A 15,799-nucleotide genomic window follows, 5' to 3' on the forward strand; every position below is an offset into this window, starting at 1 on the left:
TTGCTGTTAAAAACAAACCCATGCGTAGCATATAAAAAAAGGAAGCTAGGCTTCCTTTTTTATTACCGTAGAATTAACTTTGTAATTCTTTAATTTTCTCGATTACCACTTCATGATGATCTTTAGTTTTAAACTTATTAAAGAAGTGTTTAATCGTGCCATCTTGACCAATCAAAAATGTTAGTCTGTGGATGCCGTCATATTCACGACCCATAAATTTCTTGAGCCCCCAAACACCAAACTCGTCAGCAACTTTGTGATCTTCGTCTGACAATAAAGGAAAGTTTAGTTCGTCACGTTCAGTAAACTTAGTTAGACGTTTAACTGCATCTGGGCTTATCCCAACGGCAATGGTATTTAAGTCTGCAAGTTGTTGTTTTGCATCTCGTAGGTTTTGAGCTTGAACGGTACAACCTGGTGTCATTGCTTTCGGATAAAAGTAAACTAAAACTTGGTGCTCTTTGAGCGCCTTAGCCAAATCAAATATTTCACCATTTTGATCTTCAAGGGTAAACATCGGTGCATTATCACCGGCTTGTAATGTATTCATAATCAACTCTTATTGCTTTTGGTTTATGGTAATCGGGCTTATTATGCAATTCATATTCAGAAGGGCACATTCAGTTTCGAGCCCAGATTTGAGGTCTTCAGGCGACACCGATTCTGGTAAATCAATATTGATGTCCGCAGATTGCCACTCCAGACCATCTTTAAATAAGGTATTTGATTTTAAACTCGCAATATCAATTTGATTTTTCGCTAAATACGATGTGAGTTTCTTTATCGTTCCTGTTTGGTCAGGACCTTCTATTTGTACTAAGTATTGTGGCCTTGCAAGTTCTTCATGTTTGGCCGTGCGTTTCATCATAGTTAATAAATTTAACTGTACAGCGAGTTGTGGCAGTTTAACTTCCAGTTCAAGCAAGGCACTGTTTTCACCCGCTAATAACATTATCATTGTAAACTCACTTCCAAAGATCGCCATCTTGCTATCTAGGACATTACAATTACATTGTGAAATTAAACCGGTGAGTTCGCTAACCAACCCCGTTTTATTCTTGCCTATTGCCGTTAATACTAAATGTTGTGTTGCGATTTGTTTTGACGCTAATGACATACCGTGTAACTACATGAATTAAAATTTCGGGTTGAAGTTTAACATATTCGAATAAAAACGCATCTTGAAGCATAAAGTCACTTGTTTTGTGTCGATACGATAAGTAACATAGCCCGCCCAGATAAGCAGGAGAGTCTATAGTCAATGTCTAGTAGTATTAATTTTTCCGGCAGTTATGTCGCCCTAATTACACCAATGTTTAACGACACTAAGGTCGATTTTGATGGTTTAAAAAAATTAGTAGACTGGCATATTGAATCAGGCACTGATGGCTTGGTTATTTTAGGTACCACAGCAGAGACTGCGACGTTATCTGAAAAAGAACAATATGATGTATTAACAACGGTTATAGCACAAAATAATGGTCGTCTTCCGATCATCGTGGGTAATGGCTCCAATAGCACTTCTGCTACCGTTGAAAAAACCCAGCAACTTGACGATTTAGCCATCGATGGTTATTTGACTGTGACGCCTTATTATAATAAACCAACTCAAAAAGGGATGGTTGCACACTTTAAAGCGGTCGCTGCGGTAACTAAAAAACCGATCATCCTTTATAATGTTCCAGGCCGCACAGGTGTTGATTTAGATACATCTGCAGTGATTGAGCTTATGGCTGTATCAAATATAATTGGGATTAAAGATGCGACGGCGGATATCGCGCGGGTTAAAGAAATGAAACAAGCTAATCCGTCTTTTATCTTGTTTAGTGGCGACGATTTAACAACGCATCATTACATTAATGAGGGCGGCAATGGTGTTATTTCTGTAACGGCTAATGTTGAACCACATTTAATGGCTGAAATGGTAAAAATGTCGTTAGCAGGCGAACATTCAACTGCGGAGTTACTCGATGAAAAACTTCGTTTGTTACACCGTGACCTATTTATTGAACCAAATCCGGTTCCAGCTAAGTGGGCATTAAAAGAAAAAGGATTAATTTCTTCGGATATGGTTAGATTACCTTTGCTTCCAATGGAACCTATTAATCACATTGTAATCAAACAAGCTTTAGAACACGCACAATAATAAAGTGGAGAAATACGTGAAGTTATTTAAATTAGCGATTGTTGCTGTAGCAATGGTTGCCAATGTCGGTTGTACAACCATCAAAGGTTGGTTTAACGAAGCGCCGCTTACGCCTGAACAAGAAAGTAAAATTGTTAATCGTAACAACGGTATAAAAGTACCAGACGGATTAAAAAGCCCTCATAAAAGTACTGAATTTGTCATTCCTAAAAATATTGTAACTGTGCCTGATTCTGGAACGGTTACTTCACCAACTACAGTTTTAGTTATCTTAGAAAAAAGCTGGGTAAATGAAGACGACAATCATAAAGCTAAAATTATGATTGAAAAACCAGATTTGGTTGATGACTTCCCTCAATTTATCGAAAGCGGTATTGAAGCATTTCAAACCCATTTAAATCTTACCATTACGCCAATTTCTGAAACCCAATATCAAATTGAATATCTAACCTATGAAGAAACGGGATTTTGGTTTTGGAAATCAAAGAAAGTCATCGAAAAGTTTGATTTACAATTGAACGTCGAGATGCAAAAACATGGACGAAGTGGACAGGTTTATATTGATGCCGTTTCGTATGAATTAGTATCAGAGCCTTCGGACACCATTCCAAAAGCATCTATTAGAAAAGAAGCCGCAGCGGTTCATGTCTTAAATGATTTTATGTTGGAACTTGATTACCAATATCGTGTTTATCTTAAGAAAGAGAAATCTGAACTTGATGTTACGCTCGCGGTCGCTAAAAACTCGTCTAATCAACCTGTATTAAGTTCACAACAAGAAATAGCCTACGTCTATAGTCAGACAGAAGAAATATTGGAACAACTTGGTTTCAGTATCGAAGAAGAAGACAAATTGTTGCACAGTTATAAATTGAAATATAACAAAGGTAAACAATCAACGTGGGATTCTATCTTTAATTCTAAAGTTGCTAATAAACTTGATATTCCAAGTGGCGAATATGTAGTTGAACTGACGACGAGCATTAACGGTGTTTATATTAAGTTTAGTTCAATTGACGGCCTTCCGTTTAGTGAAGAACAAGTTAAACAAGCTTATGAGTTGTTCATGATGGTCATCACCGATGAAGAACTTGAGTTATAAAATAGCGACCATATAACTAAGCCAAACGCCGCTTTTTAGCGGCGTTTTTGTTTTAAATTAACAGTTGATCTTGTGACCGTTGTCGCACTACTATCATTTGCCAATTTTAAACTACGCATGAGTTAACAGGCGCATTTTGTCGATGATAATATAAGTTTAAATGGGCTATTTGCTCTGTTTGAATTTTTCATTGCTGCCCCAATTAATTGTATGAAACGGTACTGTACCGAATAACTAAAATAACGAGTCATGATGACAATGAATACTTTGCCCTCATTAAACCGAATTATTCTTATCAATACCCATATGTCGGGAATTGTTGAACTTAAGCTAAATGGCCACACCAATATCTGTGGTACAAATGCGTCGGGAAAAACCACCTTACAACGCCTGATCCCAGTATTTTATGGGGAGTACCCCAGTCGAGTTGTGCCCGCCACTCGTGATAGTTTTGAGCGTTGGTATCTGCCTACTGAACAAAGTTTTATAATTTATGAATACATCCGTAGTGAAGATGAAACATGCCAAATGGTGTTGTCTTCTTCGGGTTCCGGTGTGGATTATCGATTGGTATCAAAAGCGTTTGATATCGAAGATTATGCGGCACCAAGCTTAACTGATGAACGTCATATCTTGACCGCTAAAGAATTAAGTAGAAACTTGAAGCGTGACGGCGTTATTTGTTCTCGAATTCTTAATACCAAAGAATTTAAAGCCATTATTCAAAACGACCGAGCCGTGTTGAGCAGTAATCGAGATTTACCAGGATTTGCTAGGCTCTTTAGTTTGTGCCAAGGCAGTGACAATCTTAGACATATTGAAAAATTGGCTAAAGCTGTACATTCAAAAGAAGGCAAAATGGAAACCATCAAAGCGATGGTTGCCGCTATTTTAGAAGAAGATGGTGTTCAGGCCGCAGAAAATAAAATAAGTCATAACAAAGTCGAAGAGTGGATCCGCGAAGTTAAGTTGGTTAAAGGGTTTGAAGACATTCGTCCAGAGTTTAATAAACTTGAAAAAGCCAATATTGAGTTTACTGAAGTGCAACAAAGGTTGTCTCAATTAAAACAGCAACTCAACAACGATTTAAGCAAAATTGGCCAAAAACTAGTTGAAGATGAAAGCTCCCTTGAACAGGCGATTGCGGACCTCAAAGTATTAGAACGTGACTGGAACGAGCAACGTGAACAATTGCAATCTGTTATCTCTGAAGCTAAAGGGGACATTGGCAAGTTAGAAACTGATTTAGATAATATTGAATCCGACTTTGAACGTTGGCAAGACCAAGATATTGAAACGTTAAAAGAAAACTTAGACCACCTTCCTCGATGGAAAAGTCAATTAGTCACTCACGAAGCTCGTTACACGTTATTAACCGAAAAACACCAAGATATTGAAGCAACTTATCATCGTCGAAAAAGCGAAATAAATGAGCAACATGGTCTTGAACTCACCGGTTATAATGAACAAAAAGAAGAAGCACGCGAAGACTTGTCTGCCAAAAAATCAGAGCAACAGGTGCAATTGTCGCAAAACGAACAGAAATTTAAGCAGCAAATTGCTGATGTGAATGCCGATTTTCAAGTCCGCATCCATAATGTGAACAATCAAATTACAGAATTGACTACACTCATCAACAATGTTGGCTTTACCGCAAACGAACAAAGTCAAATTGACATTTTAGAACATACGATCAAAGAAGCATCAAGTATCGAAGACGCAGTTCGGGATAAGGCCAAGCAGGCAGAAGGACAGTTGTTTGCAGCGAAACAAAATCGAGAGCAAGTAAATACAAAACTGGAACTCAGTCGCAAACAAGTCAGCAGTAAACAACGAGAAATTTCCGAGGTCGAAACCCTGTTGTATCCGGGCCAAAATACCTTATTGGAGTTTTTACGCCGGGAAAAAGACGGATGGGAACAAACAATTGGTAAGCTCATCCACCCTGATATGTTACAGCGTACGGATTTGCACCCAGCATTAACCGACGAGCAATCAGCTTTATTTGGCGTGTTATTGCAATTAGAGTCGGTGGCACAACCGGCCTATGCAGGAACAGAAATTGAACTAAAAGCCAAATTAGAAGCACTGCAAAACCAATTGGGCGAATTGATTGAGGTCCAAGGCGATAATGAAGACAAACTGACCGAAGCGTCAAAGCAAGTGCGTAATGCTGAGTTAACGCTTGCAAAAATTCAGACCGAATTAAGCAATGCCGAACATTCACGTAAACGTTCTCAACAAGACAAAGAAGATGTGATTGCTGAATTTCAGCAGGCGCTACAGGTTCGTAAACAGTCAAATATTGACAAGTTAGCGCAGTTCAAAAACAACCTTCAACAAATTAAAGCACAGCAAGACGAAGTTGTAGAAGAATTAAATGACCAACAGCGTGAAGCAAAAATGGAGCTGACATCCCATTGGCAATTGCTTATCGCCGATATCGAACATAAGTTAATGCAAATTGACGGTCATATTTCAAAGTGTAAATTGTCTGTTGCTGCTGAAATTAAAAGCTTAGACGCTTGGTTAAAAGATGAATTGGCAAACCGTGGTGTTGACGTTGACGAAATAGGGCAGTTAAAACGCGATATTTCTAAATTGTCAAAAGACATTTCAGCGACTGAAAAAAACAGTCAATTGGTTACTGATTACAAACATTGGTATAACACTTACTACATGGGGCACAAGGTTAATTGGCAACAACAATTGACCGTAGCGAAAACCTTATTTAGCGATACAAAACGTCAATTAGATAAACAGCTACAAGAGTTTAAAACTAAAGGGGATGTTGGCCGCTCTAAACAATTGCATTTTGAACAAAGTGTAACTGATGGCAAGCGCCAGGAGTATGACGTACAACAACTCAGTAAATTATTGGCGAAACTCAATTTACCGGTTGCCACCATAGTGCAAGAAACGGGATCGATAGGTCAACGGATAAGCGAAGGGCAAACGTTATTGGTTAAACGCGAAGATCTATCAGCCGACATTAAAGCTTTTGTTGAACATTTTGACCAAAAAATTGCGGCGCAGTCAGGTACCGGTTTTTACGATACCTGGGAGCGTAGCCGTGCTGAATGTTCGTTTGTCAATGAGCAAGGTGTTCGTAGTTTAGATCACGTCAGACTGGTTAAACATTTAGATCAGTTAATTAATGTCCTAATTCCACAAAAAGTCAGTGCGATACGAGAACAGGGGCGTATTTTTGGTTTAGCCTTATCTCAGTACTACAAAATATTAAAAGACGTTGAAGGCCAGATCAGTAACCAAAGTAAACGAATTAGCAAAGAAGTCGATGAAGAGCTGTTTTTAGATGGCGTGTCCGACTCAGCGGTTAAAATTCGATCTAAAATTTCAGAATTGGAGTTTTGGCCCGAGCTTCAACAATTTAACGAATATTACCGTGAATGGATTGAACAAGGTGCCCACGAATTACCAGGGGATGACTATGCTTTTAGCATGCGACGGGTTATTGAAATTCTAGGACGCTCCGCACTCACTGGTGGCATCAGTAAATTGCTCGACATCGAACTGCATATTCGCGAAGGTAATAGTGACCTAATCATCCGTACAGACCGTCAGTTAAACGAATCATCAAGTCATGGCATGGCTTATCTTATACTTTGTAAGTTCTTACTGGCGTTTACACGATTGCTAAGGGGGAAAAACCAAACCATCATACATTGGCCAATAGATGAACTTGGTACCTTGCACCAGTCAAATATTAAAAAGATATTTGATGCCTGTAAAAATAACAATATTTACGTGGTTGGTGCGTTTCCAAACCCAGAATCAGAGGTATTGACCCTATTTAAAAATAGATACCTCATTGATAAGCAGAAAAAACAACTGCAAGTTGTCCTGCCGCAAATTAATACCATTAGTGAAAAACTTAAAGCTCGTAAACAGCAGGAGGAAAACGCATGATTACTGAACAAGGTCGAGTGTTAGAACTGTTGCTCAGTGGCGAATTTATTTGTCAGACGAAGGATGAAGATGCGTTTCGTTTTTTACAATCAAGTGCCAATAGATTATCGATTGAATCACAGTTACAGATTTTGAATCGTAACTTGTCGACCGCTGCTGACGGCGAAGTCTTTTTTGCGTCATATATCCTGTTGCAGGAAAATGAACGCAAGTTTTTATCGTCTCAATTTCAAGAAATTAGCAGTCATTTAATGCCGGTTGTTGAATGGTTGTTAATGGTCCAAGAGGCAATGGGAACAGACCGTCCACTAACTCAAGGTACGGTTATTCGTTTAAATGAACTGCAGTCAGTTGTTGAAGATACCCCAGCTTATGCAGAGCAGTTAGGTAAAATTTCTCGTTATGCGCTATTTGGTTCAAAAGCTGCCGAACTTGACGCTCAACTTAAGCTGATCTTTAAACGTTTGGTAGAAGTGGGTTATCTCATTCGCCCAAATCAAGATAAACAAATCTATACAGCAACAGGTAAAATCGATTACTTGTTTGACGTATTAAAATTTATTGACGAGACCGAGAATTTGTCTTTATCTGAACGTGCAGAAGATGCAATTTCACAGACTAAGTTAATTTAGTGGTGTCAGATGAATATTAATTTATTAAAAACCGGCACTACGTTATTGAATGCGTTAAGCAACCATTCAGAGTTGATCATGCAGGCGTATTTTACAGGCAATGTAAATGAAGCTGAATATTCACCTAAGGTTATTCAAAACTTAATTGATTTAAAAGTGTTATGGCGTCCAGATGCAGAAGTACAATTAAGACTGAGACCATCACTGCGTACTTTGTTAGAAGAGAGTCTACAGGATGAACATAACAGACAAATAGACGCAAATATTGGTAATTTATTAGCAACACTTACGACTCAAGCAGAGCATTACAAAGAGTCAATTGCGAATCAAAGGTATCACGACGCAAAAGCGTATTTGGCTGATCTTACTGAGCATGTTTATACGTTGACGGAAACCTTATCCACAAACGTGCGCTTATTATGGTCACGAATTTCAAATGAGTTTGGTTATGTTGGTTCTGTTGACGCAAAAATTCGCGAAAATGAGCTAGCGCAAGGTCAAGTAACTGACATGCTAAACCAATTAAGTATGTTTCGTTTTGACGAATTGAGCCAGCTTGCGGGCAGTCAGCGTGAGTTACGTCACTTATTAGTCATAACTTTACAGTCGAGCTTTGTAACGAGCACTCAGGAGTTGAGTTTAGTGCAAAGTAAGTTAATCGAATTACTTGGGCGCTTTAGAGAATTCCAAGGGCGAACACGATTGTTAAAAGGTTTTATGCTGCATATGGAGCAACAACCGGACTTCCAACCGAGTAATTACGGTTCGCTAAGTGATATTCCCGCGTTGTTTAATGTGGCTAATCCGGTTATCAAGCAAGCAGCAGTTGATGTTAATAATGTCGAGCACGAATTTGAATTGGTAAGCCTTGTTGGCCATATTAGGACGATTAATCGCCATTGGTTTAGCCAAGAAAAAACACAATCTGATGCAGTGCGAATAGAGCAGGAAACAGAAGTTACGTTATCAGATGACAAACTTAAGATGGCCGTGGAAGGTTATTTTTGTGATGTTATCGAGTCGGGTCAAAATATGACGGCGCTGGAGTATTATCAAAAAAATGATTTGGAATTTGATCCCGAAGCTTGGATTTACCAAGTCATCGGTGCGTATCATGGGCTGCCTGATCAAGACCGGCAATATCTTGAAATAGACCCCATTGGCCGACCAGATGATATTTTCATTGGTAATTTTTTAATCACCGATATTGAGATTGGGTTACGCTAACAGGGTTTTTGGCGGTTAAAACACTTATTGAATATGTAAATTAATGTTCACTCTGCAGTCCATTATTTAAGTTATTTATTGTTGCGTAAATAATGGACATTTAGTGTGTTGTGATATAATTAAAGCTTCTACTCTAATATTTTTGGAAAATTAAGTCCTATGCCGGTTTCAGCCGCTTTTGTTTTGGTGATCATCATTTGGTCAACGACACCCCTTGGTATCGTTTGGAGCAGTGAAAGCATTCCACCAACCTTGTCTCTGTTTATGCGTATGGCAATTGCAGTGGTATTAGGCTTACCATTAATGAAATTACTCGGTATTAAACTCGATTGGCGACCAAAAGCCATCAGAGTTTATCTGTATTCTAGCCTAAGTCTTGCTATTGGTATGTTGTTTTGTTACCTCGCAGCAAGGCACATTTCAAGTGGCTTAATGTCACTCTCATTTGGTATCGCACCTATTTTGTCGGGCCTATTTGCTCAGCAAATTTTAAATGAGGCCCGGTTTACCCCAATTAAAATGATCGCACTGACGATTGCATTAGGCGGCCTCACCTTAGTTTGCATGGATAACTTATCTGTGGGCGAGAGCAGTCTTATTGGCTTTGCTTGCATTAGTGTCGGCGTCATCATGTTCAGTTTAAGTGGGGTACTGGTTAAAAGTGTTGATATTGATTTACATCCATTATCAACCACGATGGGGTCGTTAATTTTGAGTATGCCGATGTTTGTCTTATTTTGGTATGTGATGGACGGTCAGATCAATTATGAGCAATGGCAACCTAAGGCGATTGCGGCTGTCATCTATCTAGGTATATTTGCCTCATTGATTGGTTTTTTAGCCTACTTTTATGTATTGAAAAATTTACTTGCGAGTTCAGTCGCCTTAATCGTTATGGTAACGCCAGTTGTGAGCACCGGATTAGGTGTTTGGCTCAACGATGAACGTTTCTCAATGGGGCTCGTCATCGGGGGCCTGTTTGTTATTGTTGGACTCGGATTATTTCAATTTGGTGATAAATGGTTTAGAAGAAATAAATCGTTTGCACCGTTACCCATTTCTAAAAACTTATAATAATTAAAAAATAGGAACGCTCATGTTACCCATTGTTGATTTCCACGCGGAAGATGCCGCAGAAACGTTTGTAAAATCTCTGCACGAGACCGGATTTGGGGTTCTTAAAAACCATCCAATCCAAAAAGAGTTATTGCAATCGTTATACGATAATTGGGCTGGCTTTTTTAATTCTGACGAAAAAATAAAGTTTCAGTTTAATGTTGAGACCCAAGATGGCTTTTTCCCAACGTCTGTTTCTGAAACGGCAAAAGGCTTTAAAGTTAAAGACATTAAAGAATACTTTCATTTTTATCCATGGGGCCAAGCTCCTGAAGGGTTAAAGCAACAAGCTCAAGATTACTTTAGTCAAGCAAATGACGTTGCAGAAACCCTATTAAATTGGGTGCAGGAACATTCTCCGACTGATGTTGCTGCCAAATATTCAGCGCCTTTGTCGTCAATGATTGAAAAAAGTGAACAGACCTTGTTGCGTGTATTGCATTATCCACCAATTACCGGTGATGAAGAGGTTGGAGCGATTCGTGCGGCGGCTCACGGTGACATTAATTTATTAACTATCTTGCCGGCGGCCAATGCAGGTGGATTGCAAGTACAACTCAAAGATGGCAGTTGGTTTGACGTTCCAGGTGATTTTGGCTGTATTATTGTTAATATCGGAGATATGTTACAAGAGGCTTCTGGTGGCTATTTTCCAAGTACAATCCACCGAGTGATTAATCCAGAGGGCGAAGACCGTTCTCGTTCTCGGATTTCATTACCGTTATTTTTGCACCCGAGACCAGATGTTGTCTTGTCAGAGCGTTATACCGCTAGAGAATATTTACAAGAGCGCTTACGCGAACTTGGCGTCAAGTAATCGTTTTTTTATTAAGCGTTAATGCTCAGTAAACACTAACGTCGCGACACATTAGCTACAGAAGAGACTAATAAAAACGCCCCGTATATGGATAACATATGGGGCGTTTTTGGGTTCTAACGATTGACTTTTAGTTTGTCATTTTTAGTTTGTCATTACCAACCACATTGGCGGTGCATGTTTTGCTTATCTAACCATTCTTGAACCGGTTTGAAGTAATCAAGAACCGCAGTGGCATCCATTTTTCCGCTACCAGTCATGGCTTCTAGCGCTTCTTGCCAGGTTTTACTCGTTCCCATTTCTAACATTGCGTTTAACTTAGCACCTGCTTCTTTGCTGCCGTAAATTGAACAACGGTGAAGTGGTCCTGTTTCACCTGCGATTTCACACAATTCACGATGGAATTGGAATTGTAAAATATGCGCTAAGAAATAGCGTGAATAAGGCGTATTGGCCGGAATATGGTATTTAGAACCCGGATCAAAATCGGTCGCCGCGCGCGCTACTGGTGCGACAATACCTTGGTATTGTTCGCGCAGTTTCCACCAACCATCATTGTATTGCTCAGGAGATAACTCACCTGAAAATACTTGCCAGCGCCATTTGTCGACCATTAACCCAAATGGTAAGAAAGCGACTTTGTCCATGGCCATACGGATCAAAAATGGTAAATCACCAGATGCGTCAGGCTCTTCGTCGATTAAATCAATTTCTTTTAGATATTTTGGCGTAATTGATAAAGCAACGGTATCACCAATTGCTTCATGGAATCCGTCATTAGCGCTGTTTCGATATAAAACCGGTTGTTTTAAGTTGTAGGCACGTTGATAAAAGTTATGACCCAATTCATGATGAATAACATTAAATTCTTCACCCGTAGTTTGGATACACATCTTTATGCGGTAATCTGTAGGGGTTATGTCCCAAGCACTCGCATGACAAACGGCATCATGGTCAGTTGGTTGGTTGAACATGGATTTTTCCCAGAATGATTCTGGTAGTGGCTCAAACCCTAAAGAAGTGAAAAAACCTTCAGCTTGTTCGACCATTTTAATCGCGTCGTAATTATGTTCTTTTAATTGTTTAGTCACGTCAACGCTGGCGTTGCTCTTAGGACCTATAGCGTCGTATAAGTTACCCCAAGTTTGCGCCCACATATTGCCCATCATATGCGCTGGAATTGGTCCCTGCGCCGGGACGACGTCATCACCGTATTTTTCGTTTAATTTTGCCCTAACATGACAATGCAGCGAATCGTATAATGGTTTTACTTGCAACCAAACACGGTCCATTTCCTGCTCAAACTCTTCTGGTGACATATCATAGTTGCTGCGCCACATAGAACCAACATCGTCAAATCCCAAATCTTTTGCCCCTAAGTTTGCGATTTCAACGAGGCGTTCATATTTAGGTTTCATCTGTGGAGATACTTTGCGCCAGTTAATCCAGGCTTCTAACATTTGTTGCGGATCATCAGAGGTCGCTAACATTTGACTAAGCTCGACCAAGTTGAATTTCTCTCCGTCAGGTGTTTGACCCGAACCATACATGGCACCAAGCTCACTTTCGATACCGGCAAGTTCTGAGGCTAATTCAGGTTTAGAGGCTGGCGCAGGGAGCGTTAAACCGAGTCTCAATAAATCAAGTTTGCGCTTGGTATCGATATCTAAGTCTAAATCTTTAAATTTTGCGGCGCCATTCGCCAAATCAATTTGCATCAATTTGTATTCTTCATTTGCTTTTGAAGCAATGTATTGGCTGTCTTCTGTAATGAAGGTTTGTGAAATCCATAATGCCTTACCCACGTATTCGCTGTTTTCTTTAATTCGTTTTTCCGCATTTGCGACATACAACTTAGCATCAGAGGCGGTAACAGTTTGTTCTGTTGAATTTGATGTATCGTTTTTAGCACCTGTGCAGGCACTTAATGAAAGTGCCATAGCACCACAAATTAATAACGATGAAGGTTTTAACTTAAACATACTGGAAGTGTCCTTTGGAGATTAATCTATACCTGAATTACGTTTTTAACTCAGACTTGTTGCTGAGGTTATCCAATCATTCAACAAACTTCAATTAAGATATAATTTAGTTCATTATGGACTATGTAACGCTACGGTATATTATAGCGACATAATATTGAGTAGATTCGCCAATTTTAGGTGTTATTTCTAAATGACAACGGAGTAATATGATGATTTTTAGACAGTTGTTTGATGTTCAATCAAGTACTTATACATATTTGTTAGGCGACTTAAGTAGTAAAAAAGCCATTATTATTGATCCAGTATTTGAACAAACTAATCGAGATAGTGCCTTAATAGAAGAATTAGGGTTAACACTGCAATATTCAATAGATACCCATTGTCATGCTGACCATGTCACAGCGAGTTGGCTGTTAAAGCAACGTTTTGGTTGTCAAATTGGCTCGGCAGCGGTGATTCAAGCCGAAAATACCGATCTTCATTTTACGCAAGGTGATGTCATTACCGTTGGAGACATTACATTGGAGGTAAGGGCAACACCTGGGCATACTGATGGTTGCTTAACTTATGTGTGCCATAGTGCTAAATTAGCTTTTACTGGCGATACCTTGTTAATTCGTGGTTGTGGTCGATGTGATTTCCAACAGGGCAGTGCAAGCCGACTCTTTGCATCGATCAAAAAACAAATTTTTACCTTGCCAGATGATTATACGTTATACCCTGCACATGATTACTCCGGTCGAACATCGACTTCTGTTCTGGAAGAAAAAAATCACAACCCCCGGATCGGTGGTTTGGCGAGTGAATCAGACTTTGTGGGTTATATGCAAAATATGACGCTGCCCCATCCTAAATATATTGATATTGCTCTACCTGCCAATTTAAAAAGTGGAAAAACAGATACGGATCTAAATTTGCCCACTTGGGCGCCTTTGACATTAACGTATGCGGGAATTTATGAAGTGTCGCCGCAATGGGTTGTTTGCTCGATGGAGAACATACAGTTAGTGGATGTGAGAGAGTTAGACGAAGTAACTATGCAAAGGGTTGAAGGGGCGATTGTTATACCATTGGCGGAGCTAAAGGATAAATATCAAACACTGGATAAATCCACCCCTGTAGTGGCGTTATGCCGGTCTGGAAAGCGTTCTGCGCTTGCGGTAAATATGTTAAAGCAAAATGGTTTCGAGAAAGTTGCAAATGTAAAAGGTGGCTTACTTAATTGGGAGTTTGCTGGCTTGCCTATTTCCCATTAGCGCGTTGTTTTATCAGGGCCGGTTGTAAGCGTTGTTATTGAGTGTAGCCGTTGTTATTTCGCCGTTTGGCTGACTAGTTGCGCGGCTTTAAGCGCATTAATCATATCCGGAGTTTTCCGAATGGTTCGAACCGACTGAAACAAGCTCTGCGCTTGAGGATATTGTAGACGAATATAAACCAACCATTGTTTAATTCGATTTGAATAATATAAGCCTTTGTCGCCTTCAACCTGGTAATTGGAGTATCTAATGAGAAAGGTCATTAATTCTGACCACGGCATTTTCTCTTGAGTACCTTTTATCCAACTGGCCAAATTTGGTGTTGCAAGGGCACCACGTCCTAACATTAAGTCGTTACAGGTTGACTCTTTTAAACATTGTTTCGCATTTACTGGATCCCAAATCTCGCCATTAGCGATGACATTGCATTCGACAGATTGTTTAATCTTTGCAATCCAAGGCCAATAGGCTGGTGGTTTATAGCCCTCTGTTTTAGTTCTGGCATGTACAGCAATTTCTGTAGCCCCGCCTTCCGCTAATGCTTGAGCATTTTCGATGGCTAACGTTTTGTCTTCAAATCCAAGTCTCATTTTGGCAGTAGTAGGCAAATGGGCTGGTACGGCTTCGCGTACAGACTTCATTATTTTGTAAAGTGTTTCAGGTTCTCGAAGTAAAATAGCGCCGCCTTTATTTTTATTGACAAGTTTAGCAGGGCAACCAAAATTAAGGTCGATGCCCGGACTTCCTAATCGTGTCGCTACTGCGGCATTTTCAGCTAACCAATCGGGATCCTGGCCTAATAACTGGATACGTACAGACGTGCCGCTTGGCGTTTTACCCTGCTCGTAGAGTTCTGGACTGAGGCGGTAAAACACGCGGTCTGGCAACTTTTGGTCAACGATGCGAACAAATTCAGTCATGCACAAATCAATGCCACCCAATTGTGTGAGTAGGTCCCGCATAATATGATCGATAACACCTTCCATTGGTGCGAGTATGATCCGCATAACGCCTTACTTGCCATTCGATAAAGTGGCGCGCATTATACGCAGTAATTAACAATTGAAAATAGGGTTCAATGAATGGAATACGTACATACGATGGTGAGAGTCCAAAATTTAGAGCAATCAATGCAATTTTATTGTGACGGACTGGGGTTAAAAGAAGTATCAAGAACTGACAATGAAAAAGGCCGTTTCACGCTTGTATTTTTAGCCGCCCCGGATCAACTCGAAGAGGCAATGGCCACCAAAAAGCCAACTATAGAGCTTACCTATAATTGGGATCCAGAAGCGTATACTGGTGGACGTAACTTTGGGCATTTGGCATTTCGTGTCGATGACATATACGCTTTATGTCAACATTTAATGGATTTAGGCGTCACGATTAACCGTCCACCACGTTGCGGACACATGGCATTTGTTCGTTCTCCCGATGGCATATCAATTGAACTTATCCAAAAAGATGGGTCTTTACCTCCAAAGGAACCTTGGCTTTCTATGGCAAATACAGGTAGCTGGTAATCTTTACTGAGCAAACAAAAAGAAGCGGTGCCCTTTATCCCAATTTACAATTTATCGACGTTAGA

At 39.8% G+C, this 15,799-nt stretch carries 13 protein-coding genes; 9 read left to right on the top strand and 4 right to left on the bottom strand.

What is annotated here, in order from left to right:
• Positions 1-73: 73 nt before the first annotated feature.
• Positions 74-550, bottom strand: coding sequence for a thioredoxin-dependent thiol peroxidase (gene bcp, locus KO525_RS03060; RefSeq protein WP_215962320.1), 477 nt, complete (start codon positions 548-550; stop codon positions 74-76).
• 9 nt (positions 551-559) lie between these two features.
• A complete protein-coding gene (locus tag KO525_RS03065; RefSeq protein ID WP_215962321.1) occupies positions 560-1,117 on the bottom strand; it encodes a glycine cleavage system protein R in 558 nt (185 codons plus the stop codon).
• Between the two features lie 144 nt (positions 1,118-1,261).
• Between KO525_RS03065 and dapA the strand changes: the two genes are divergently transcribed.
• The 7 genes from dapA to KO525_RS03100 all read left to right on the top strand — a co-directional run bounded on the left by dapA (position 1,262) and on the right by KO525_RS03100 (position 10,970).
• Positions 1,262-2,146 carry a 4-hydroxy-tetrahydrodipicolinate synthase gene (dapA, locus tag KO525_RS03070; RefSeq protein WP_215962322.1) on the top strand — a complete coding sequence of 295 codons (885 nt, stop codon included), beginning with the start codon at positions 1,262-1,264 and terminating at the stop codon, positions 2,144-2,146.
• 16 nt (positions 2,147-2,162) lie between these two features.
• Positions 2,163-3,248 carry an outer membrane protein assembly factor BamC gene (gene bamC, locus KO525_RS03075; protein WP_215962323.1) on the top strand — a complete coding sequence of 362 codons (1,086 nt, stop codon included), beginning with the start codon at positions 2,163-2,165 and terminating at the stop codon, positions 3,246-3,248.
• A 258-nt stretch (positions 3,249-3,506) separates the two neighbouring features.
• On the top strand, positions 3,507-7,178 hold the full coding sequence (locus KO525_RS03080) for an ATP-binding protein (protein WP_252736608.1): 3,672 nt from the start codon (positions 3,507-3,509) through the stop codon (positions 7,176-7,178).
• Positions 7,175-7,810 carry a hypothetical protein gene (locus KO525_RS03085; RefSeq protein ID WP_215962324.1) on the top strand — a complete coding sequence of 212 codons (636 nt, stop codon included), beginning with the start codon at positions 7,175-7,177 and terminating at the stop codon, positions 7,808-7,810. Before KO525_RS03080 ends, KO525_RS03085 begins: the two co-directional genes overlap by 4 nt.
• Before the next feature lie 9 nt (positions 7,811-7,819).
• On the top strand, positions 7,820-9,037 hold the full coding sequence (locus KO525_RS03090) for a phosphoenolpyruvate carboxylase (RefSeq protein WP_215962325.1): 1,218 nt from the start codon (positions 7,820-7,822) through the stop codon (positions 9,035-9,037).
• 159 nt (positions 9,038-9,196) lie between these two features.
• A complete protein-coding gene (locus tag KO525_RS03095; RefSeq protein ID WP_215962326.1) occupies positions 9,197-10,111 on the top strand; it encodes a DMT family transporter in 915 nt (304 codons plus the stop codon).
• Positions 10,112-10,133: 22 nt separating this feature from the next.
• Positions 10,134-10,970, top strand: coding sequence for an isopenicillin N synthase family oxygenase (locus KO525_RS03100; protein WP_215962327.1), 837 nt, complete (start codon positions 10,134-10,136; stop codon positions 10,968-10,970).
• A 155-nt stretch (positions 10,971-11,125) separates the two neighbouring features.
• Here KO525_RS03100 and KO525_RS03105 read toward each other — a convergent pair whose 3' ends face one another.
• Positions 11,126-12,952 (bottom strand): M2 family metallopeptidase, encoded by a 1,827-nt coding sequence (locus tag KO525_RS03105; RefSeq protein WP_215962328.1) that lies wholly within the window; start codon positions 12,950-12,952, stop codon positions 11,126-11,128.
• A 209-nt stretch (positions 12,953-13,161) separates the two neighbouring features.
• On the opposite strand from KO525_RS03105, the gene KO525_RS03110 reads away from it, so the two are divergent.
• On the top strand, positions 13,162-14,211 hold the full coding sequence (locus tag KO525_RS03110; RefSeq protein WP_215962329.1) for an MBL fold metallo-hydrolase: 1,050 nt from the start codon (positions 13,162-13,164) through the stop codon (positions 14,209-14,211).
• A gap of 53 nt (positions 14,212-14,264) precedes the next feature.
• On the opposite strand, the gene KO525_RS03115 is transcribed toward KO525_RS03110, so the two are convergent.
• On the bottom strand, positions 14,265-15,218 hold the full coding sequence (locus KO525_RS03115; RefSeq protein ID WP_215962330.1) for a tRNA-dihydrouridine synthase: 954 nt from the start codon (positions 15,216-15,218) through the stop codon (positions 14,265-14,267).
• Between the two features lie 75 nt (positions 15,219-15,293).
• On the opposite strand from KO525_RS03115, the gene KO525_RS03120 reads away from it, so the two are divergent.
• Positions 15,294-15,734 (top strand): VOC family protein, encoded by a 441-nt coding sequence (locus KO525_RS03120; RefSeq protein WP_215962331.1) that lies wholly within the window; start codon positions 15,294-15,296, stop codon positions 15,732-15,734.
• Positions 15,735-15,799: the final 65 nt, after the last annotated feature.

The organism is Psychrosphaera sp. B3R10, assembly GCF_018861025.1.
Classification (GTDB): domain Bacteria; phylum Pseudomonadota; class Gammaproteobacteria; order Enterobacterales; family Alteromonadaceae; genus Psychrosphaera; species Psychrosphaera algicola.

Excerpts from the sequence above, each read along its gene's own strand:
- bcp (WP_215962320.1), bottom strand. The coding sequence starts at position 550 with ATGAATACATTACAAGCCGGTGATAATGCACCGATGTTTACCCTTGAA.
- KO525_RS03065 (WP_215962321.1), bottom strand. The coding sequence starts at position 1,117 with ATGTCATTAGCGTCAAAACAAATCGCAACACAACATTTAGTATTAACG.
- dapA (WP_215962322.1), top strand. The coding sequence starts at position 1,262 with ATGTCTAGTAGTATTAATTTTTCCGGCAGTTATGTCGCCCTAATTACA.
- KO525_RS03080 (WP_252736608.1), top strand. The coding sequence starts at position 3,507 with ATGAATACTTTGCCCTCATTAAACCGAATTATTCTTATCAATACCCAT.
- KO525_RS03085 (WP_215962324.1), top strand. The coding sequence starts at position 7,175 with ATGATTACTGAACAAGGTCGAGTGTTAGAACTGTTGCTCAGTGGCGAA.
- KO525_RS03090 (WP_215962325.1), top strand. The coding sequence starts at position 7,820 with ATGAATATTAATTTATTAAAAACCGGCACTACGTTATTGAATGCGTTA.
- KO525_RS03095 (WP_215962326.1), top strand. The coding sequence starts at position 9,197 with ATGCCGGTTTCAGCCGCTTTTGTTTTGGTGATCATCATTTGGTCAACG.
- KO525_RS03100 (WP_215962327.1), top strand. The coding sequence starts at position 10,134 with ATGTTACCCATTGTTGATTTCCACGCGGAAGATGCCGCAGAAACGTTT.
- KO525_RS03105 (WP_215962328.1), bottom strand. The coding sequence starts at position 12,952 with ATGTTTAAGTTAAAACCTTCATCGTTATTAATTTGTGGTGCTATGGCA.
- KO525_RS03110 (WP_215962329.1), top strand. The coding sequence starts at position 13,162 with ATGATGATTTTTAGACAGTTGTTTGATGTTCAATCAAGTACTTATACA.
- KO525_RS03115 (WP_215962330.1), bottom strand. The coding sequence starts at position 15,218 with ATGCGGATCATACTCGCACCAATGGAAGGTGTTATCGATCATATTATG.
- KO525_RS03120 (WP_215962331.1), top strand. The coding sequence starts at position 15,294 with ATGGAATACGTACATACGATGGTGAGAGTCCAAAATTTAGAGCAATCA.